At 62.8% G+C, this 20,754-nt stretch carries 15 protein-coding genes; 7 read left to right on the top strand and 8 right to left on the bottom strand.

The genetic code is table 11. The features are described from left to right. The first annotated feature begins 7 nt into the window (after positions 1-7). The 3 genes from edd (at position 8) to ACUXV1_RS20660 (ending at position 3,545) form a co-directional block, all read left to right on the top strand. A complete protein-coding gene (gene edd, locus ACUXV1_RS20670; protein ID WP_043639151.1) occupies positions 8-1,858 on the top strand; it encodes a phosphogluconate dehydratase in 1,851 nt (616 codons plus the stop codon). 2 nt (positions 1,859-1,860) lie between these two features. Beyond that, positions 1,861-2,487 (top strand): bifunctional 4-hydroxy-2-oxoglutarate aldolase/2-dehydro-3-deoxy-phosphogluconate aldolase, encoded by a 627-nt coding sequence (locus tag ACUXV1_RS20665; protein WP_446016387.1) that lies wholly within the window; start codon positions 1,861-1,863, stop codon positions 2,485-2,487. Between the two features lie 236 nt (positions 2,488-2,723). After that, positions 2,724-3,545, top strand: a complete 822-nt coding sequence (locus tag ACUXV1_RS20660) for an HDOD domain-containing protein (RefSeq protein WP_043639147.1) — start codon at positions 2,724-2,726, stop codon at positions 3,543-3,545. Positions 3,546-3,869: 324 nt separating this feature from the next. On the opposite strand, the gene ACUXV1_RS20655 is transcribed toward ACUXV1_RS20660, so the two are convergent. Then, the gene (locus tag ACUXV1_RS20655; RefSeq protein ID WP_081556479.1) at positions 3,870-5,789 is read right to left on the bottom strand and encodes a ribonuclease catalytic domain-containing protein; all 1,920 of its coding nucleotides are present in this window, start codon (positions 5,787-5,789) and stop codon (positions 3,870-3,872) included. Between the two features lie 113 nt (positions 5,790-5,902). On the opposite strand from ACUXV1_RS20655, the gene ACUXV1_RS20650 reads away from it, so the two are divergent. Beyond that, positions 5,903-7,492 carry a GGDEF domain-containing protein gene (locus tag ACUXV1_RS20650; protein WP_231138257.1) on the top strand — a complete coding sequence of 530 codons (1,590 nt, stop codon included), beginning with the start codon at positions 5,903-5,905 and terminating at the stop codon, positions 7,490-7,492. A 126-nt stretch (positions 7,493-7,618) separates the two neighbouring features. On the opposite strand, the gene ACUXV1_RS20645 is transcribed toward ACUXV1_RS20650, so the two are convergent. The 3 genes from ACUXV1_RS20645 to argH all read right to left on the bottom strand — a co-directional run bounded on the left by ACUXV1_RS20645 (position 7,619) and on the right by argH (position 12,110). Then, positions 7,619-8,386 carry a DeoR/GlpR family DNA-binding transcription regulator gene (locus ACUXV1_RS20645; RefSeq protein ID WP_446016388.1) on the bottom strand — a complete coding sequence of 256 codons (768 nt, stop codon included), beginning with the start codon at positions 8,384-8,386 and terminating at the stop codon, positions 7,619-7,621. Positions 8,387-8,506: 120 nt separating this feature from the next. Then, positions 8,507-10,114 (bottom strand): EAL domain-containing protein, encoded by a 1,608-nt coding sequence (locus tag ACUXV1_RS20640; RefSeq protein ID WP_446016389.1) that lies wholly within the window; start codon positions 10,112-10,114, stop codon positions 8,507-8,509. A gap of 610 nt (positions 10,115-10,724) precedes the next feature. Then, complete coding sequence (gene argH / locus ACUXV1_RS20635) at positions 10,725-12,110, bottom strand: argininosuccinate lyase (protein WP_081556481.1); 1,386 nt, start codon at positions 12,108-12,110, stop codon at positions 10,725-10,727. A 164-nt stretch (positions 12,111-12,274) separates the two neighbouring features. Between argH and ACUXV1_RS20630 the strand changes: the two genes are divergently transcribed. The 3 genes from ACUXV1_RS20630 (at position 12,275) to ACUXV1_RS20620 (ending at position 15,578) form a co-directional block, all read left to right on the top strand. Beyond that, positions 12,275-13,267: a sensor histidine kinase gene (locus ACUXV1_RS20630; protein WP_194427256.1), complete on the top strand. Its 993-nt coding sequence runs from the start codon at positions 12,275-12,277 to the stop codon at positions 13,265-13,267. A 72-nt stretch (positions 13,268-13,339) separates the two neighbouring features. Next, positions 13,340-13,918: a TMEM175 family protein gene (locus ACUXV1_RS20625; protein WP_446016390.1), complete on the top strand. Its 579-nt coding sequence runs from the start codon at positions 13,340-13,342 to the stop codon at positions 13,916-13,918. A gap of 127 nt (positions 13,919-14,045) precedes the next feature. Next, entirely contained in the window at positions 14,046-15,578 is a 1,533-nt protein-coding gene (locus ACUXV1_RS20620; protein ID WP_337882898.1) for a catalase, read from the top strand. Positions 15,579-15,711: 133 nt separating this feature from the next. Here the strand turns inward: ACUXV1_RS20620 and ACUXV1_RS20615 are convergent, their stop codons facing one another. From ACUXV1_RS20615 to ACUXV1_RS20600, 4 genes are all read right to left on the bottom strand, one after another. Beyond that, positions 15,712-16,161, bottom strand: coding sequence for a hypothetical protein (locus ACUXV1_RS20615; protein WP_446016391.1), 450 nt, complete (start codon positions 16,159-16,161; stop codon positions 15,712-15,714). Between the two features lie 1,590 nt (positions 16,162-17,751). Continuing rightward, positions 17,752-19,167: an alkaline phosphatase family protein gene (locus tag ACUXV1_RS20610; RefSeq protein WP_337882896.1), complete on the bottom strand. Its 1,416-nt coding sequence runs from the start codon at positions 19,165-19,167 to the stop codon at positions 17,752-17,754. 4 nt (positions 19,168-19,171) lie between these two features. After that, on the bottom strand, positions 19,172-20,062 hold the full coding sequence (locus ACUXV1_RS20605; RefSeq protein ID WP_196783814.1) for a TatD family hydrolase: 891 nt from the start codon (positions 20,060-20,062) through the stop codon (positions 19,172-19,174). Next, positions 20,049-20,747, bottom strand: coding sequence for an EboA domain-containing protein (locus ACUXV1_RS20600; RefSeq protein ID WP_081556486.1), 699 nt, complete (start codon positions 20,745-20,747; stop codon positions 20,049-20,051). The genes ACUXV1_RS20605 and ACUXV1_RS20600 overlap by 14 nt, the downstream gene beginning before the upstream one ends. Positions 20,748-20,754 lie beyond the last annotated feature (7 nt).

Raw genomic sequence — 20,754 nt, 5'->3', positions numbered from 1 at the left:
CGTCATCATGGCCTTGCATTCCACCCTGTCCGCCGTTACCGAGCGCATCGTCAATCGGAGCCAGGCAACGCGCGCCGCCTACCTGGACCGCTTGCGCGCCGCAGCCCATCAGGGAAGGGTGGAGCGCTCGCAATTATCGTGCACCAACTTGGCCCACGCCTTTGCCGCCATGCCCGACGGCATCAAGATACATCTTAAGGAAGAACACCGCCCCAATCTGGCCATCGTCTCTTCCTACAATGACATGCTGTCCGCCCACCAGCCGCTGGAAACCTATCCGGCGCAGCTGAAGGAAGCGGCGCTGGCGGCTGGCGCCACCGCTCAGTTCGCAGGCGGCGTGCCGGCGATGTGCGACGGCGTGACCCAGGGCCAGCCGGGCATGGAACTGTCCCTGTTCTCCCGCGACATCATCGCGATGAGCACCGCGGTGGCGCTGTCCCACCAGATGTTCGACGCCGCGCTTTACTTGGGCGTGTGCGACAAGATCGTGCCCGGCCTGTTGATAGGCGCGCTCTCCTTTGGCCACCTGCCCGCGGTATTCGTTCCCGCCGGCCCGATGACCACCGGCATCGCCAACGATGAAAAAGCCAAGGTGCGCCAGCTGTACGCCGAAGGCAAGGTGGGCCGCGACGCGCTGCTGGAATCCGAGTGCCAGTCCTACCACGGCCCCGGCACCTGTACCTTCTACGGCACCGCCAACTCCAATCAGATGCTGATGGAGATCATGGGCCTGCACTTGCCCGGCGCCGCCTTCGTCAATCCGGGCACCCCGCTGCGCGAGGCGCTGACCCGCGCCGCCGCTCAGCAAGCGGCCCGTATCGCAGCCCAAGGCAAGGCCTTCACCCCGGTGGGCGAGATGATAGACGAGAAGTCCATCGTCAACGCCATCGTAGGGCTGCTGGCCACCGGCGGCTCCACCAACCACACCATGCACATCGTCGCCATTGCCCGCGCCGCCGGCATAGCCGTGAACTGGGACGATTTCGACGAACTCTCCGCCGTGGTGCCGCTCTTGGTCCGCGCCTATCCCAATGGCAAGGCCGACGTGAACCACTTCCACGCCGCCGGCGGCATGGGCTTTGTGATCCGCGAGCTGCTGTCCGCCGGCCTGCTGCACGAGGACGTGGGCACCGTGGTGGGCCGCGGCCTGTCGCGCTACGCGCAGGAGCCGTGGCTGGACAACGGCGAGCTCAAATGGCGCGACGCGCCCACCGACAGCGGGGACGATAGCGTGCTGCGCACCGCCGCCGACCCGTTCTCCGCCGACGGCGGCCTCAAGCTGCTGTCCGGCAAACTGGGCCGCGCGGTGATCAAGGTGTCCGCGGTCAAACCGGAACACCGGGTAGTGGAAGCGCCGGCGGTGATTTTCCACGACCAAAACGATATGCTGGCCGCGTTCAAGCGCGGCGAGCTGGAAAAAGACTTCATCGCGGTGATCCGCTTCCAGGGCCCGCGCGCCAACGGCATGCCGGAACTGCACAAGCTGACCCCGGCGCTGAGCATTTTGCAGGAACGCGGTTTCAAGGTGGCTCTGGTCACCGACGGCCGCATGTCCGGCGCTTCCGGCAAAGTGCCGGCCGCCATCCACGTCTCGCCGGAAGCCTTGTCCGGCGGGCCGATCGGCAAAGTGCGCGACGGCGACCTGATACGGCTGGACGCCAATAGCGGCGCGCTGACCGTGCTGGTGGACGACGCCGAATGGGCCGCGCGCGAACAGGCGCAGGCCGACCTGACGCATAATGATTTTGGCATGGGCCGGGACTTGTTCGCGGTGTTCCGCTCGGTGGCAGACCACGCCGAAGCCGGCGCCACCAGCTTCCGCCATCCCGACTTCCACCCCGCTTCTTGGAGAAAATGAATATGGACGCATTGACCCTGCTGCGCCAAGGCCCGGTTGTTCCGGTGATCATCGTCAACGACGCGGCCGTGGCCGTGGAGCTGGCCCAGGCGCTGGTGGCCGGCGGCGTGCGCGTGCTGGAAGTGACGCTGCGCACCAAGGCCGCGCTGGCGGCGATGCGCCGCATGCGCGACGAAGTGCCGGGCGCCATCGTGGGCGCCGGCACGCTGCGCACCCGCGCTCATGTGGAAGCCGCCATCGACGCCGGCGCGCAGTTCGGCGTCAGCCCCGGCTTCACCCCGGAGCTGGGCGCCGCCGCGCGCGCCGCCAATCTGACCCTGATTCCCGGCGTGGCCACCCCGTCCGAGGCCATGCGCGCCCAAGACGAAGGCTTCACCATCCAGAAGCTGTTCCCGGCCGAGGCCGTGGGCGGCGTCAAGCTGCTTAAATCGCTGGCCAGCCCGTTCTCCGATCTGCGCTTCTGCCCCACCGGCGGCATCGACATCAAGAAAGCGCCGGAATACCTGGCGCTGCCCAATGTGTTGGCCGTGGGCGGCAGCTGGCTGACGCCGGACGACGCCATCGCGAACCGCGACTGGGACCGCATCACCCAGTTGGCGCTGGAAGCCAGCCAGCTGCACAAGAATTAAACGACGTTGCTTCTTTACAGGGCCTCCCGGCCCTGTTTTTTTTTGGGTCGCCCCGCCGCTGGCGCGCCTCTGTCCGGTTTTGTCCTTCCTTTCCCCCGCCAATTGCCTAAGCTCAAGGAGCAGGACTTCATCGCCGCCGGCCCACGCCCGCGCCGGCGACGGCACCGTTGGGTTTGTTGACGCCTGTTTTGCCGCTGGAAAACAGACGTCAGCAAACCCTCATATTGGAGACCCATATGCAAGTGGCGGAAATATTTGAAAAAGCGTCGGGCAAGCTGCCCATGGTGCCCAAAGTGGTTCAGGAGCTGGTGGCCAGTTTTCACCGCACCGACGTGAACATCGATGAAATTACCGACAAGGTGGGACATGACCAGGTGTTGACCGCGCGCGTGCTGCGCTTGGCCAATACCGCGCGCTTCGGCGGCAGCCGACGCGTGGGTTCTCTGGACGACGCCATCATTCTGCTCGGCTTCGACAATCTCAGGGTGCTGGTGATCGCCTCCGGCGTCACCGGCGCTACGCTGGGCATTCAGGGCTTCGACATGAAGGCGTTCTGGCAGCGCAGCTTTGCAATGGCCAACGCCGCCAAACGGCTGGCCAGGCTGGCCAAGCTGGACCCGCAGTTGGGCTATACCTGCGGCCTGCTGTCCAATATCGGCGAACTGGTGCTCTACGTGGCGGTGCCGGAACAGGCGCTGCAGATAGACCGCATCGTTGCCGGCGGCGCCGACCGGGTGGCCACCGAGCGCATGCTGCTGGGCATGGATTTGACCGAGGTGGGCGCCGAGCTGGCGCGGCGCTGGAATTTTCCGGACGAAATCCAGGAGGCCATCTTCAATCAGCACGACCTGCTGAACGAGGAAGTGTCTCCGTTCGCGCTGCTGATTGGTCTGGCGTCCTTCATGACCTCCGGCTTCAATCACGATATGAGCGAGGAAGACATGCTGGCCACCTTGCCGGTCAGCGTGATGGAGCGCGCCGGCCTGCACCGCGAGGCGCTGGCGGAAGCGCTGCCGGAGTTGCGCGAGGCTTGCACCGCGCTGGACGAGATGTTCTAAGAACGTGTTTACGATCTAGCGAGCTAGAGCGAGACAAGGCGAAAACGAGCGAAAAAGCGGAATGTACACGTGGTACATGAGCATTTTGAGCTTGTTTTTAACGCCGTATCGCCGACGCACAGCAGATCGTAAGCAGGTTCTAAGAGCGGCTAACAAAACCCTTGATGCTGCGTTGCGCCGACTTGCCGTACTCAATGTACTGTCTGAGTCGGCGCGCCTTGCCTCAGCCTTAATACTAAGTTTTGTCAGCCACGCTAAGCGCCATCCAGCCGGACGCAAAAAAGGCGGCCTGGGCCGCCTTTTCTCACGTCTCGCATGGCGGACTCAGCCGGCCTGGCCGCCCGCCTCGCCCACCTCGCCGGTTGTCTCCGCTTCGGTCTCTTCATCCTCGGCGGCATCCACATGGCCGAGCACTCCGACGCAGCGCAGCTCGATCTCCTGCATCAACTCGTCGATGCGAATCACGGCCAGCTGGATGCGGTCGCCGCGCGCCAGTTCCGGCAGGCCCGGGATGCGCACCCGCATCGGCAAGCCGTCGATGCGCACCAAGTCTTCCTTGATGAAGGTGGCGGTGGGGTCGGACACCCCTTCCTGGCTGAACCAGCGCAGGCACCAGAAATGCTCCATCCGGTCCTGGAAGCCTAGGTAGGCGGAGTAAGTGGTGTCGAAATCGCGTAGGATGGCGAACAACATCGCGTCGCCCTGCTCGAACTGCGGCTTCTCCTCGCGGATCATCGACATCAGCTGGCGCTGGTTGATGAAGTCGGTGGCGCGGCGCAACGGCGACGTGGCCCACGCGTACTGGGCCACGCCCAAGCCGGTGTGCGGCTCCGGCCGCGTGGTCATCCTCACCTTGCCCATGCTCTGCGCGCGGTACATGCCGGGGATGTCGGCCTCGGCCAGCATCCGGCCCCACTCGCTGTTGGCCAGGATCATCAGCTCGGACACCAGCTTGTCCATCGGCGCGCCGCGTTTGCGCAGGGTGATCAACACCTTGCCGTCGACTACGTCGAAGTTGTAGTCCATCTGCACCGGCCGGGTCGGATCGTATTTGCCGCGGCGCTTCTCCAAGGCCTCGGCGAACTGCCAGAACCAGATCAGCTCCTGCTTGAACGGATAGTCCACGCCCGGATCGCAAGCCAGCGTCTCTTCGTTGAAGAACTGCTCCAGCGCGGCGTGGCGCAGGTTGGCGGCGATATGCACCTTTTCGATGCGGTTTTCGTAGGCGACCGGCTCGAACTCCGGCGTCACCTCCACATAGAGGCTCAGCGCCGGGCAATCGTGTCCTTCCTTCAGGGTGAACATCTCCACCAGATCGTCCGGCAACATGGTGATCTTGTCGCCGGGGAAATACACGGTGGACAGGCGGGACAGCACCAGCTTCTCCAGCGGAGAGCCGATTTCTATCCCCAGCGACGGCGCGGCGATGTGGATGCCCACGCGCTTATTGCCGTTAGGCAAGTCCTGTACCGACAGCGCATCGTCGATCTCGGTGGTGTTGGCGTCGTCGATGGAGAAGGCGCGCACCGGCGACAAGGGCAAGTCCTCCGGCAATGCCGGCAGCTCGTATTTGCCGAAACCGCGGCCCTTGGGGAAGAACTCCAGCATGAAGCCGGCCATCAGGTAGTCCGGCACCGAAGAGATGCCGCCCACCTTGTCCGCCAGCCGCAGCGGCGGCAGGCTCAGTTCGCGCGCGGCCTGGTCGAAGGCTTTGAACTCCAGCGTGTTCTTGTCGGGTTTCCACAACAACGTCATCAACTGGCTGCGGATCGCCTCCGGCAGTTGGCCGGCTTTCAGCTCCGCCACCCACAGGTCGATCTGCTCCTGTTCGCGCTTTTTGCGTTCCAGCCCGGCCAGCGCTGCCTTCAGCGCGTCTTCCGGCGCCTTCTTGTAGCGGCCCTTGCCCTTTTTGTAGAAATACATCGGCGCGCCGTACAGACGCGACACGATGGCGGCGGCCTCCGCCGCCGACGGCGCGCGGCCCCAGTAATCGGCCGCCAACGCCTCATAGCCGAACTCGTCGTCCGGGCAGCATTCCCACAGGAAATCCAGGTCAATATCCGCGGCAAGTTGCTCTACCATGGGCAGAAAATCGCCCAATGCGGAGCTAAACTCCAGAAAAACATTCGCAGCCTTGATCTTGGCGCGCTTGCCATGCTGGGTATCCACTTGCAGACTAGCGTCATTGCGCGAAACGATGCTGCCGACCTTAAAGCCGCCGCTCTCTTCGTAAAAAACGTTCATTAAAAATTTTTGCCAGGCCGTTGCAATCCAACGGCGAATTATAACAGCGCGCCCAAGGCGCGGCTTCAGAACTTGAATATCGGACAACCGGGTCCACCGGGGAACACTTGACCATGTCGCAACATCAGGCTTTCAAACAACGCGTGCATCTGGCACAGGAAATCGATCGCATCGGCCACCTGCTGGTCACTCGCTGGGAACGACCGCTGGCCGCTCACCTGCTGTCGCTGATCCTGCGACTGGAAGATATGGTGCGCGAGCAGGACCTCAACGAAATCACGGGAGAAATCCAGACCCTGTCGCGCTTGCTGCAGGGCTGGATCCAGCAACCGCAGACCGCGCCGTCGGAAAGCGAGCGCTACAACCGCCTGCGTCACCACCTGGGCCTGGTCAGCCAACTGGGCATGATGGAACGCAAGGACGGCCTGCCGGAGATCGACTACGACAAGCTGCTGGGCGGCGACTTGGTCACCCTTTATCTATGGCTGCCGCAGGATGTGGACGCCACGCCGTTGATCCAGCAGTTGTCCTGCTACGGCATTCACGCCAAAGTGATCCAGCAGGCGGCCAAACTGGCCCAAGCCTTGCAGGACATGGCGCCGGAAGCCGTGGTGGCCTTCACCGAATTCGCCGCCAACGACCCCATCCTCTTGCTGGCGCCCACCATCAGCAGCATCTGTCCGCTGATCCTGACCTCGCCGCGGCACGATTTCCAGGCGAGGCTGGCGGCGGTGCGGGCCGGCGCCGGCAGCCTGCTGGACTGGCCGCTGCAGGCGCATCAGCTGATAGACCAGCTGAGCTTTGGAGATTTGGGCGAGAAGCGCGAGCCCCTGCGCGTGCTGATCGTGGAAGACATGGAGTCGCTGGCCGGGCTCTACTCCAGCGTGCTCAACGCCCAGGGGGTGGAAACCCGCGAGGAGACGCAGCCGGAACGGGTGCTGGACATGATAGAGCAGTTCCGCCCGGACCTGATCCTGATGGACATGTACATGCCGCAATGCAGCGGCATGGAGCTGGCCAAGGTGATCCGTCAGCAACGGCTGCTGGACGGCATCCCCGTGGTGTTCCTGTCTGTGGAAAAGCGCCAGGCGGTGCAGCTGGACGCGCTGACCCTGGGCATAGACGGCTTCCTGACCAAGCCGGTGGCGCCGGAGGAGCTGATCGTCACCGTGATCAACCGCGCGCGCCGTTACCGCAAGCTGCGCTCCTACATCATCAACGACAGCCTCACCGGCCTGCTCAATCACTCCCATCTGCACGGCCAGCTGGAGTACAGCATCCAGCGCGCGCGCCGCGATCAACGGCCGTTATCGCTGGCCATGCTGGATCTGGACTTCTTCAAAACCATCAACGACAGCCACGGTCACCCGGCCGGCGACGAGCTGCTGATCAATCTGGCGCGCTTTCTCAAGGAGCGGCTGCGCAGCAGCGACCTGGTGGGCCGCTACGGCGGAGAGGAGTTCGCCATCGTGCTGCCAAGCACGAATCAGACGCAGGCGCGTGAACTGATGGACCAATTGCGTCAGGACTTCAGCCAGATCCAGCAACGCGCGCCGGACGGCGATTTCCGTCAAACCTTCAGCGTGGGCATCAGCTCGCTGGATACCGCCGGCAGCAGCACGGAGCTGGTGCAGCAGGCCGACGAAATGCTGTACCGGGCCAAGGCCAACGGCCGCAACCGGGTGGAAACCATGCCGGGCTGAGCCTGGCGCGGCAATGAAAAAGCCGGGGCGTCAAGGACGCTCCGGCTTTTTTCGCGCACGCTCAGAGCCTGTTCAAGGTCTCGCGAGCAAGAGCGAGATCGTAAACAGGCTCTTACACGCGGGTCATCAGGCCTCGGTCAACACCAGGCGCACGCCCTGCTCTTCCAGCAGCTTGGTCACCGGCTCCGGCGGCAGCGAGTCGGTGAACACGGTGTGGAATTCGCTGATGTGGCCCATGCGCACCAAGGCGTTGCGGCCAAACTTGCTGTGATCCGCCGCCAGATAGCGGTGACGGGCGTTGGACATCATCGCCTGCGCCACCCGCACTTCGCGGTAATCGAAGTCCAGCAACGAGCCGTCCGGTTCAATGCCGGATACGCCGATGATGGCGTAATCCACCTTGAACTGATTGATGAAGTCCAGCGTGGCCACGCCGGTGATGCCGCCGTCGGACGCGCGCACCGTGCCGGAGGTAATCATCACCGTGAAATCCGGATTGGTGGACATGATGGAGGCAACGTGAATGTTGTTGGTGATCACCCGCAAGCCTTTGTGCGTGCTGGTCAGCGCCTGGGCCACCGCCTCTATGGTGGTGCCTATGCTCATGAACAGCGAGGCATGATCGGGAATGCTGCTGGCGATCATGTCCGCGATATGCGCTTTTTCGTTCTGGAATTTTCCTTTGCGCGCGAAATAGTCCTCATTCTCCACACTGCTGCCCAAGGCGGCGCCGCCGTGGTAACGGCGCAACAAATTGGCCTCGCACAGCTGGTTGATATCGCGGCGAATGGTTTGCGGGGTGACATCGAGCAGTCTGGCCAGCTCTTCGATCGGCATGAAGCCGTTTTCGCGGACCAGCTGCAGAATCTTGTCGTGACGGGGTGAGCGGCTCATAACTATTCGGAATCGAAAATCACGTCACTTTAGTAACATATTTTGCGGGTCAGCGGCAAACAGAACCACTATTCCGGCTTGATATCGGCCAATAGTGTTCGTTTATTGCGCATTTTTTACTCAGGGAGCCGCCTGGCCCTCCGCCAAGGACGCACGCCGTCCCCACAGAAAATCGCGCAACTGTTCCAGCGGCATCGGCCGCGCCAGCAGATAGCCCTGCAGGTAATGCACGCCGCTTTGCTGTAGATAGGCGCGTTGTTGTTCGGTTTCCACGCCCTCTGCCACCATGGAGATGCGCAGTTGCTTGGCCAGGTCGATGATCATTTCCAGAATGCGGTTGGCGATGGAATCACTGCCTATCGCCGCCACGAACACGCGGTCTATCTTCAGATGGTCGGCGTGAATGCGGTTGAGTTCCGCCAAGCTGCTGTGGCCGGTGCCGAAGTCGTCGATGGCGATCTGCACCCGCATCCGCCGCAGCTCGGCCATCACCTGCTGGCTTTGCGGCGTCACCCGGATAGGCTCGCGCTCGGTCACTTCCAGCACCAAGCGCGGCGGCGTCTTCGAGAAGTGTTGCAAAAACGCCTGGCAATCCTCCACCAGCTGCGCATGTTGCAAGTGGCTGGGCGACAGATTGAGCGCGACAAAGAAGCAGTCGGGCAAGGATAGCGACTCCATGTCCGCGGCCACCCGCCGCATGAGGTAGCGGGTAATCTGGATGATCATGCCGGACGCTTCCGCCACCGGGATGAACAGATCCGGCGGCGCCAGGCCCTGGCGCGGATGCTGCCAGCGCAGCAACACTTCCACCCCCATGCAGCGATGGCCGCAAGCGTCGAACACCGGCTGGTAGTAAGGCAGGAACTCCTGATTGCGCAAAGCCAGCAGTATCTCCCCGCTGACCGAGCCGCGCTTGCGCAAATAGCCCAGCAGCAGGGCCGCCCCCACCACGCCCACCGGCAGCAACAGCAGCAAGGCGCGCAGCAGGCGCGCCGACGCGCCGCGCCACAGGTACTCGGAGTCCACCCAGCTGTGCACCGCCAGCGGATAGTGCCGAGACGCCGCGATCACGCGCAGCACCGCGCTGCCCGGCACCTCGGCGACGCCCGGCAAGGTGGATTGCACCGCTTCCTTATGGTTCAACACCAGCAGCGAGCCGCTGTGGCCGTCGTCGGCCTGCCAGGGCAGCAAGGGGCTGAAATAGGCCAGCTCCACGCTGGCGACAATGCCCTGCCCCCGCTCCCCCAGCAAAGAACGCATCAGGAAGGGGCGCTTGGGATACAGGGGGCCGGAACCCTGGCGATGGATCAGCTGTTGCGGCGCCGATGGAGTGAAGGGCAGCACCGTGTCCTGCGCGCCCAGCACCGAGGTGCAATACAGGCGGCGCCCGTCCAGCAGCCCCAGCGAGCGGATATAGGGGTCGAAAGCCGCCAGCGACACCAGTTTCCCGCGCGCCTGCGCGCAGGGCAGGCCACCCAGCGGCGCGGCTTCGCGCAGCGAGCGATCCACCTGACCAAACACCCGGTCCACAGAATTGACCGCGCGCCCCGCGGCGCTTTGCAGCTGCGCCTGCACATCCAGCTGGTAGCGGTTCCAGGTCAAGGGCAGGCCTATTGCCGCCGGCAACACGGCCACCAGCAAGACCAAGGCCCATTCCGCGGCGTTGAGGCTGCCGCGGAACTGATTGCCTCGGCTGATCAGGTGACGGAAGCGATGGCGACAAAACACATTGTTCCCCGGCGTGACTGAGTGACTGAATGACAAGAAGCAGCCCGGCGCCCGGCCATGACGACGCGCGCCAATCCGCGACACGGCTGGCGCTGGCGAGAACAGCATGGATGGACGGGGACTGCCAGGATGAGGGATGAGCGGGCATTGCCGCGCGGCGCGTGCTCGGCCGCCATCGCGATTTTTCGAAGCTCCCGCAAGTCTGGCGCTAAAGATAACGGTTTAGCCGAAGACAGAAAAGCTAATTAGAAAGATTTATTTAATAAAATGTCTTTGATTGACTTATGTTTGATATAAATTGCCGCAATCGACGCCGCCCAAAACGCAATCGGGCCGCGTGCCGCCAGGGTGGGCGGGCGCGGCCCGACAGCCATGCGTGGTGTTTAGAAGTCGTGGAGCGTTGCACGGTGAGTACAAGCTCAAGATGCTCATGCACCCCTCGCACATTCCGCTTTTTCGCTCGTTTTCGCCTTGTCTCGCCCTTGCTCGCGAGACTTTGAACAGGCTCTATAGAGCCGCTAACAAAACCGCGCAGAGAACCTGAGCCAAGGCGCGCCAACGCAGGCAGTACACGTAAGGCGCGCAGGATCAGGGGTTGTGTTAGCGGGTATTAACGCGGCTGCAAGCGTTGACGATGGCGCTCGATCTGCAAGCGCACCTGGCGCGGCGCGGTGCCGCCCACGTGATCGCGCTGCGCCAGGCTGCCTTCCGGGCTCAGCACGGCGAACACGTCGTCTTCGATCAGCGGCGAGAACTCGCGCAGCTTGGCCAGAGATAGGTCTGCAATGTCCACGCCCTGCTGCTCGGCGTGGCGCACCGTCAGCGCCACAACCTCGTGGCTGTCGCGGAAGGGCACGCCCTTCTTCACCAGATAGTCGGCCAGATCCGTGGCGGTGGCGAAGCCTTGCAGCACCGCCGCGCGCATCGCCTCCGGCTTGACGGTGACGCCGCGCATCATGTCGGCGTAAATGCGCAAGGTGTCGATCAAGGTGTCCGCGGTGTCGAACAGCGGTTCCTTGTCCTCCTGGTTGTCCTTGTTGTAAGCCAGCGGCTGCGCCTTCATCAGCGTCACCAGCGCAATCAGGTGACCCACCACGCGGCCGGACTTGCCGCGTACCAGCTCCGGCACGTCCGGGTTCTTCTTTTGCGGCATGATGGAGCTGCCGGTGCAGAAGCGGTCGGCGATGTCGATGAAGCCGACGCGCGGGCTCATCCACAGGATCAGCTCCTCGGACAGCCGCGACAGATGCACCATCACCAGGCTGGCGGCGGCGGTGAATTCAATCGCGAAATCGCGGTCGGACACCGCGTCCAGCGAGTTGTGGCAAACATCGTCGAAACCCAGCAGCTGGGCGGTGTAATGACGGTCTATCGGGAAAGTGGTTCCGGCCAACGCCGCCGCGCCCAGCGGCAGGCGGTTGACGCGCTTGCGGCAATCGCTCATCCGCTCGGCGTCGCGCGCCAGCATTTCCACGTAGGCCAGCATGTGGTGGCCAAAGGTCACCGGCTGCGCCACCTGCAAATGGGTGAAGCCCGGCAACACGGTTTCGGCGTGCTGCTCGGCCAGGTCCAGCAGGCTGTGCTGCAGCTCGCCGATCAGGCCGACGATGGCGTCGATCTGCGCGCGCAGCCACAGGCGGATATCGGTGGCCACTTGGTCGTTGCGGCTGCGGCCGGTATGCAAGCGCTTGCCGGCGTCGCCGATCTTGTCGGTGAGCCGGCGTTCCACGTTCATGTGCACGTCTTCCAGATCCACGCTCCACTCAAAGCGGCCTGCGCGGATATCGTCCAGCACTTCGCCCATGCCTCGTCGGATCGCTTCCAGGTCTTCGGCGGACAGGACGCCGGCGCGCTGCAACATGGCGGCGTGGGCCAGCGAGCCCTCAATGTCGAATTCGGCCAGTCGTCGGTCGAAATCCACCGAGGCGGTGTATTTCTTGACGAGTTCGGATACCGGCTCCGAGAAACGGCCGGACCAGGCGTGTTGATCTTGCATGGCAATGCTTTCTACGATGGCTGCGGACGAAAAACTTGGCGAAACCCCGGACACGCGCAATGCCGCCGGGAACCTCTTACTATGCCAGCGGCGAGCGCCTTCGGCCAGTGCGGGTTTTCCTTGCTATGATGCGGCTATCCTATTTCGCTCCTCCCCGCGCCGCCATGCCGCTACCGTCCCCGCCCGACCTGCCCGACTACCGCAACCTGGGCGTGCTGCTGCGCGCGCTGCTGCTGCTGGGCTTGTTCCTGCTGGGCGGCCTGTTGCTGGACGACGGCGGAGAGCCGCTGCCCTGGCGCTTGCTGCGCCTGTCCAGCCTGCTGGTGCCCGGCGCCTTGCTTAGCCTGGGCCTGCTGGCCCTGCTGGGCCGCCGCCTCCACCACGGACGCCGCGCCGCGCTGGCCGCCGCCGCCATCTGTCTGCTCTCCTTCGCCTTCTGCGGCCGCCTGCTCAACCCGCTGGCGCCCATGCCCTGGGGCCAGGTGCTGCTGGCCGGCGCGGTGGGCGGGCTGATGCAGCACTACCTCAATCTACGCGCGCGCGCGCTGTCCCCGGCCTTGTCCGAGGCCCGGCTGATCGCGTTGCAGGCCCGCATCCGTCCTCATTTCCTGTTCAACAGCCTCAACGCCGCCATCACCCTGATCGGCAAACAGCCAGACAAGGCGGAAATGGTGCTGGAAAACCTGGCCGACCTGTTCCGTGCCCAACTGGGCGACCCGGCGCGACAATCCACGCTGGGCCGCGAAATCGAATTGGCGGCCATGTATCTGGCGATCGAGGCCGAGCGGCTGGGCGCGCGCCTGCAAGTGAGCTGGGACGTGCAAGCGCCGCTGGACGCCGCGCTGCCGCCGCTGATCCTGCAACCGCTAGTGGAAAACGCGGTGTTCCACGGCATAGAACGGCTGGCCGACGGCGGCGAGATCCGCATCCAGGCGCGCCGGCATGAACAACTGCTGGAGCTGACGCTGAGCAATCCGGTCAACCCGGAACCCGCCGCGGACACGCCCGGACACCATATGGCGCTGGACAACCTGGCCGAACGGCTGGAGCTGTATTTCGACGCCGAGGCCTCGCTCAGCGCCCGGCTGGACGGTGATCGTTTCATCACCCGCATCCGCCTGCCTTACCGCCCGGCGCCAACCCAGCAGCCAGGCTGAGAACCTATTTACGATCTGCAAAGCCGTCTATACTCCCCCTATCATTCGATTGAAACAGCTGATAGGGATATCATGGGAAAGAACCGGCTAGAAGCGTTCAGCGACGGCGTGCTCGCCATCATCATCACCATCATGGTGCTGGAGCTGAAAGTGCCGCACGACACCAGCTGGACGGCCCTGCAAGACCACTGGCCGGTCTTCCTCAGCTACGTGCTGAGCTTCATCTATGTGGGCCTGTACTGGAACAACCACCACCATTTCTATCACGCCATCCAGCGCGTGGACGGCCGCGTGCTGTGGGCCAATCTGCACCTGCTGTTCTGGCTGTCCCTCATTCCCTTTGTCACGGGCTGGATGGGAGAAAACCACTTCGCCCCGCTGCCGCTGGCCCTGTACGGCGTGGTGCTGCTGATGTGCGCGCTGGCCTGGTGGCTGATGCAACAATCCCTGCTGTGCCTGCCCGGCAACCGCACCCGGCTGTCCGAGGCGCTGGGCAAGGACATCAAGGGCAAGATATCCCCGCTGTGCTACCTGATCGGCATCGCCGCCGCCTTTTACTGGGAATGGCTGTCCGCGGCGATGTACGTGCTGATGGCCCTGATCTGGCTCGTGCCGGACCGGCGCATTGAGCGGCTGTTGGCGGAAAAGTAACGCCGTCGTCGTCGCCCATTAATAAACACTATCAAACAAATTGTAATTTAAGATTTAACAAAACTATTGCCAGTTCCGATAATGGCCACTCCCTTAGTAAATGTTCTAATAATTTATGGGAGTGCCAATGTCTGCTCTGACCTTTTCCGTGAACCGCAAGCTTTTCACCGTGGCGCTGGCTTGTAGCGCCGCTCTGACCCAAGCCGCAGCCCTGACCCAGGACAACGGCGCGCCGGTGGGCGACAACCAGAACAGCCAAACCGCCGGCCCCAACGGCCCCACCCTGCTGCAAGACATTCAACTGCTGCAAAAGCTGCAACGCTTTGACCGCGAGCGCATCCCGGAACGCGTGGTGCATGCGCGCGGCGTGGGCGCAGGCGGCGTCTTCGTCGCCAGCGAGGGACTGCAAGACGTCAGCCGCGCCCTGGTGTTCCGCAAGGGCGAACAAACCCCGGTGTTCGTGCGTTTCTCCACCGTGATAGGCAGCCGCGGCGCGCCGGAAACCGACCGCGACCCGCGCGGCTTCGCCACCAAGTTCTACACCGCGCAAGGCAACTGGGACCTGGTGGGCAACAACCTGCCGGTGTTCTTCATCCGCGACGCGATCAAGTTTCCGGACATGGTGCACTCGCTGAAGCCGGACCCGGTGAGCAATGAGCAAGACCCCAACCGTATCTTCGACTTCTTCTCCCACCTGCCGGAATCCACCCACATGCTGACCCGGGTGTACTCCAACTACGGCACCCCGGCCAATTACCGTGAGATGAATGGCAGCAGCGTGCACGCGCTAAAACTGGTGGCCGCCGACGGCCGCTACCAATACGCCAAGTTCACCTGGAAATCGCGCCAGGGCGAGCGCAATCTGCGCCCGGACGAACTGCCCAAGGTGCAGGGCCAATCGGTTGGCCACGCCACCGCGGACCTGCTGCAAAGCATCGAACAGAAACGCTACCCGTCCTGGGATTTGTACGTGCAGCTGATCCAGCCTGAGGACATGAACCGCTTCGCCTTCAATCCGCTGGACCCCACCAAGGTGTGGACCGGCGTGGCGGAGCGCAAGGTGGGCACCATGACGCTGAACCGGATTCCGGCCAACTTCTTCGAAGCCACCGAGCAAGTGGCGATGTCGCCGGCCAACTTGGTGCCGGGCATCGAGGCCTCGGAGGACCGACTGCTGCAAGGCCGGCTGTTCTCTTACCTGGACACTCAGATGCACCGCGTGGGCACCAATTTCCAGGCATTGCCGGTAAACCGCCCGCGGGTTGAGGTGGTGAACAACAATCAGGACGGCGCGCAAAACGCCTCCGGCCGCCAGGGCAGCGTCAATTACGAACCCAGCCGGCTTGCTCCCAAGCCGCAAGACCCGCAGTTCAAGCACAGCCGCCTGCCCTTGCAGGGCAACACCCAACAAGAGGCCATCGCCAAAACGCTGAACTTCCAGCAGGCCGGCGAGTTCTACCGTTCGCTGAGCGCGCAGGGCCAGGCGGACCTGATCCGCAATCTGTCCGGCGACCTGGCCAAGGTACGCAATGCCGAGACCCGCGATGTGATGTTGTCGCACTTTTACAAGGCGGACCGCCAGTACGGCGAGCGTCTGGCCAAGGCCTTGAAGGTGGAGGTGAAGGGGATTGAGCGCAGGGCGGCGCTGTTGCAGGAGTAAGCGTAGCCGCTTGAATGAAGCGGGGCGGCCCATGGCCACCCCGTTTTTTTTTTTTGCGCCCGCTCCGCGCAGTGGCAAGCGGCGGCAGCGGGGTTTGGTGGATATCGCCTACGGCTCCACCCACCTGCTTAGGTCAGCGATTGCGCAGGCGGATGCGGCGGAAACGCGCCTCCAGCTTGAGCCGTTGTCCCAGCGCCAGATAGAACTGATGTTGGCTATCGACATGGCGGTAGACCCTTACCCGGTCGGCACCCAACAGCATTATGGTTTCCAGATAGTTGAAGAAACCCATCCACTGACCGCGTCCATCGCGGTCGTCAAAATCGATGTCGCGCGCCACGCGGCTGAGCAGGCCCTTGCCAACGTATTCGCGGTTGTCCTTCATCCATTGCAGCAGGTGGGCCGCGCATTCGCGGCCATAGGCGCTGTCGGCGGGGTAATCCTTACGGGGCGTGGGCATTTGCCAGTAATGCGCATAGGTGCGGCCGGGGCAGAAACGAACAAAGGGAAGCAAGCCTTCCTGCTGCTCCAGCGAGTGCAGTTTGTAGCGGCGGCGACGGGGGTAGTTTTGAGCGTGATGCATGGTGTTTCTCCTGCTGTGACACAAGATAAACCACCTGCCGGGAAAGGCTGAGGTATTAGGCAGGCGCGTGGCAGGATTGGCGTACCGAGCTATGAAACCGGCGAGTGCATAGCACTCTCCCACCACACGCCTGCCAAGTTGGCATGGCTGTGGGTGTGCTGCCTACGTAACAAGTACGCAGAATTTCATAGCAACGGGACGCCAATCCCGTGTGCCGCTTGTTTTGGCGGCAACGGGGGGATTGTTGCCGAGGGGGCGGTTGGGGTCAAGGTGAGGTGGTTGCTTTGATTGAGCGTGGCTTACTTGTTAGATGGTCTGGTTTTGAATCCGCTGCGCGGATGATGTTTTGGGTGCCGCTTTCCGCGCGGCGAACGGGAAAGGGGCGGGCCGCCGCCCCCTTTCATCCCCCCTCGTCCCCCAGGACGCGAAACCCCAAGGGGGCACCTGGGCGCTACACAAGGTGGTCAATTTTTTGAATATGAGGTTGGTTTGTTGTAATCATTATGAAAATTTATAACTTAACACAATGGCATTCCGCAAAATTCCCATTTAAAATCAATTAGATAAATTGATTGTGTTTGCTTTTTTTTTACTGTCTAGACTTGCTATTCTTTGCATACTTTTTTATTAATAGAGCACAATACTTAGAAAGAAATTCTCTCTGAAATCAAGATATGGGATGGGATTCATATGACAATAGTTACTGATAGATGTGCGCATTGTGAGCAGCCATTTGGCAAGCTTGACCCGAGAGTACAGGGGGAAAATGTAGTTGTAATGTCCAATGGAGAGTCAGGGATCTTTTTTCATAAGGACCAGATAAATTGCCTAAAACGAGCAGGAAACATACCCCCAAGTGGGATCAAAGTAGGCCCATCCTTGCGCTGAGAGATTTCTGCCCCATCACCAGGATGGTTGTGAAGCACAGAGGACACTGAGTATCTGATGCCCCGGGGCCCAACAAGCTTAACCTAGGGCTTCCCATGGGGACCTCAGGCCCAAAGCGCGGCTGAACCCTCTACGTGCGAATCTTTGGTTCGCTCAGTGATGACACGCTAACGTCGCGCGGCTCAAACAAACAGCCGCTTAAGACCTCGGGCCTGCCACCCGTCAGCAGGCTTGAAGGGATCTGGGGCGCGTCGGAGACGTACTTTCTTCTTGATTTGTCTTAGATATCCACAGGAAGGGTCAAACTGGATAGTTATCCACAGAACTAGCCAGCAAAGCTAAATCACTCTTTCTTTTCAAAAAAAGACTACCTCGTGTAGCGCCCAAGTGTCCCCTCGGGGCGCGCCGAAGAAAAAGGGGTCTGCAAGGTTTTAAGCGGCTGCTTTGTTTGAGCGATTTGACGCTAGCAAATCGCGAGTTCAGCCGCGCCTTGCAGGCCCCTTTTTCTTCGGGGTTTCGCGTCCAGGGGGACGAGGGGGGATGAAAGGGGGCGGCGGCCCGCCCCCTTCCCGTTCGCCGCGCGGAAAGCGGCATCCAAAACATCATCCGCGCAGCGGATTCAACAGAAAAACCATCACCCATCACAACCCTAATCAAAGGAGAACCAGTCAATAAACGTCGCACCGGAATAAACCCAAACCCCTACTCCATCACCCCATGCGCCCCATACGCCAGCCGCGTCTCCACCTCCCCAAACATATGATCCATGATGATGTCCCGCACCGCCGTCGCCGGCACCGCCCCCGACGGCAAACTGTCCGGCAAAGAACTAATCATCAATGGACCATGCTCCGGATTCAGCGTGGGACGTCCATGCGACCCCCGCACCAAAGACGGATCCAGCGGAATCACCTCCAACAAACTCCGCATCCCCAACTTGCGCTTCAACAACGTCCAGGCAATGTCCAACTTCGGCCAACTTAAAGCCGGGTCCAAAAACAACTCCACCGGGTCATAGCCCGGCTTACGGTGAATATCCACCGTGCGGGCGAAATCCGGCGCGTGCGCATCGTCCAGCCAATAGTAATAACTGAACCAGCGATCCGGCCGGCTCACCGCCACCAGCTCGCCGGAACGCGGATGATCCAGCCCCAGCAAGCGCTTGCCGGCCTGGTCCAACACCATTTCCACCCCCTCCAGCTCCAGCAACAAAGCCTTCACCTCCGGCACCAACGCCGGCTGGCGCACATAGACATGAGCGATCTGATGATCCGCCAGCGCGAAAGCCGCCGACGCGCCGCAGTCCAGCTTGTCCTCGCCCTGCTCCTCCCGCACCTTGAGCCAACCGGCCATGCGCAGAACGCGGTTGATGGCGATGTCGTTGCTGACCGGCGTGACGCCGTACTCGGACAAGACGATCACGCGGCTGCCGTCCCGGTCAGCCTCCTCGATCAACTCCCCGCACAACTGATCCACCGCCGCCACCTCCACCGCCACGTCCGGATGATCCGGCCCCAAGCGCTGCAGGCAGTAATCCAGATGCGGCAAGTAGACTAGGGTCAGCGTGGGCTGGCGCGAGCGGTACAGATGCAGCGCGCAGTCGGCGATCCAGCGGCTGGAGCGGATATCCGCCGCCGGCCCCCAAAAGTGAAACAAGGGAAAATCGCCCAGCTTTTGACGCAACTCCGCGTGCAGTTCCGGCGGGTTGCAGTAGAAGTCGGGAATCTTGCGGCCGTCGGCCTTGTAGATCGGGCGCGGCGTCACGCTCCAGTCCACGTCGGCATACATGTTGTACCACCAGAACAACTGCGCGCAGCTGAAGCCGGCGTGCAGGCGCCGGGCTTCGTGCCAGAGTTTCTCGCCCTGAATCAAGGCGTTGTTCTGTCTCCAGAACAACGGCTCGGCCAGCTCTCGCGAATACCAGCCGTTGGCGACGCAACCGTGCGCCTGCGGCAGCTGGCCGGTCAGATAGGTGGCTTGCGCCGGGCAGGTCAGCGCCGGCGTCACCGCCATGAGCGGGCGCTGCGCGCCGCGTTCCGCCAACCGGATCAAGTGCGGCGCGTACCGCAGCAGCTGCGGCGTCAGGCCCACCACGTTCAGAACGAGTGTGCGTTGCATGATGTCACTCCACGATGTCCACCTGCGGATTTTGACCACGCAGCACGGAATTGCCCTGATACAGCCGGCGCTGGTCCACTGCCAGCGGGCTGTTGGCTTCTTCTATGTCCAAGCGGCCGCTCTGGGCGAAGAAGTCCAGCGGATTGCGCCAGACGATGGTTTCGATGTCGCGCTCGGCGATGCCGGCGGCGCGCATCGCCTCTACGGTTTTGGGCACTTTCAGCGGATCGCTGACGCCCCAGTCGGCGGCGCTGTTGATGATGATGCGTTCGCTGCCGTACTGGCGCACCAGCGCCACCATCCGCGGTTCGTCCATCTTGGTGTTGGGGTAGATGGAGTGGCCGGCCCAGCAGCCGGAGTCCAGAACCAGCGGCAGGGTTTCTTCGGTGTTGTGGTCGATCAGCACCCGCTCAGGCGCAATGCCGCTGTCGCGCACCAGCGCCAGGCTGCGCAGGGTGCCGGCTTTTTTGTCTCGATGCGGGGTGTGGACCAGCGCCGGCAGGTCGAACGCTATCGCCAGTTCCAGCTGACGGGCGAAGTAGCGCTCCTCGGCCGGAGTTTCGTCGTCGAAGCCGATTTCCCCCACCGCCACCACGCCGTCCTTGTCCAAGTAGCGCTCCAGCAGCGCCATCACGCCGTCAGCCACGTCCGGGTTGTTGGTTTCCTTGGGGTTGAGGCCCAGGGTACAAAAGTGGCGGATGCCGAATTGCGCGGCGCGGAAGCGCTCCCAACCCAGCAGCGACAGGAAGTAGTCGTCGAAGCTGCCGACGTGCCGGCGCGGCTGGCCCATCCAGAACGCCGGCTCCACCACCACGCTGATGCCGGCCCGGCTCATCGCCTGGTAGTCGTCGGTGGTGCGGGAAGTCATGTGGATGTGCGGATCAAACATTTTCATGATGCAGTCCTTGCAGTAGGAAAACGACGTCGTCGGACACGCTGCGGCCGGCGGCGCGCCGCTCGCTGGCGTAGGCGGCCACCATGTGTTCCAGCTCTGGGCTCCAGCGCCGTTCCAGGCCGGCGATACGCCGCGCCGGCGCGCCGGTGAACAGGGCCTTTAGCACCAGCTGGTTGAAATTGAGATCGGGAAACTGTTGCGCCGGGTAGGCGTTGTCGCAAGCCAGCGCCTGGAACACGCCGGCCACGTGGCTGCGGCTGGCGTCGGTGGCCAGCGCCAGCCAGTCTTCCGGCTTGGGCAGCAGGATCAGCGCCTTGACCACCGCCTGCTGTTCCAGGCTGTCGCCGCCGCGATACAGATCGAACGCCAGCGCCGGATCCGCGCCGGCGGCCAAGGCCCTCAACAGCAGCAGGGCGCGGCCGGCGTCGCCGGGCGACCAGGCCTCCGCCGCCAGCACGCGTTGGGCTTGCAAGGCCTTGATCGCGGCCTTGGGCAGCAGGGTCAGCGCCGCCAGTTGCCGGTTGGCCACGCTAAATAAGCGGCGACAGGCGGCGGGCTCCGGCGCATCGGCGGTCAGCCGACGACAGGCATCCAACCACACCAGCGCCTGGGCGGCGTTGTGGCGGTCCGCCGCGTCCAGCAGGCTGGCGTGCAATTGATCCGCCAGCATGGTTTGCGTTTCCATCGCGCAG

It is taken from the genome of Chromobacterium sp. W521, from assembly GCF_052805975.1.
The sequence above is the reverse complement of the archived record's forward strand: the minus strand, read 5'-3'. Positions and strand labels throughout refer to the sequence as shown.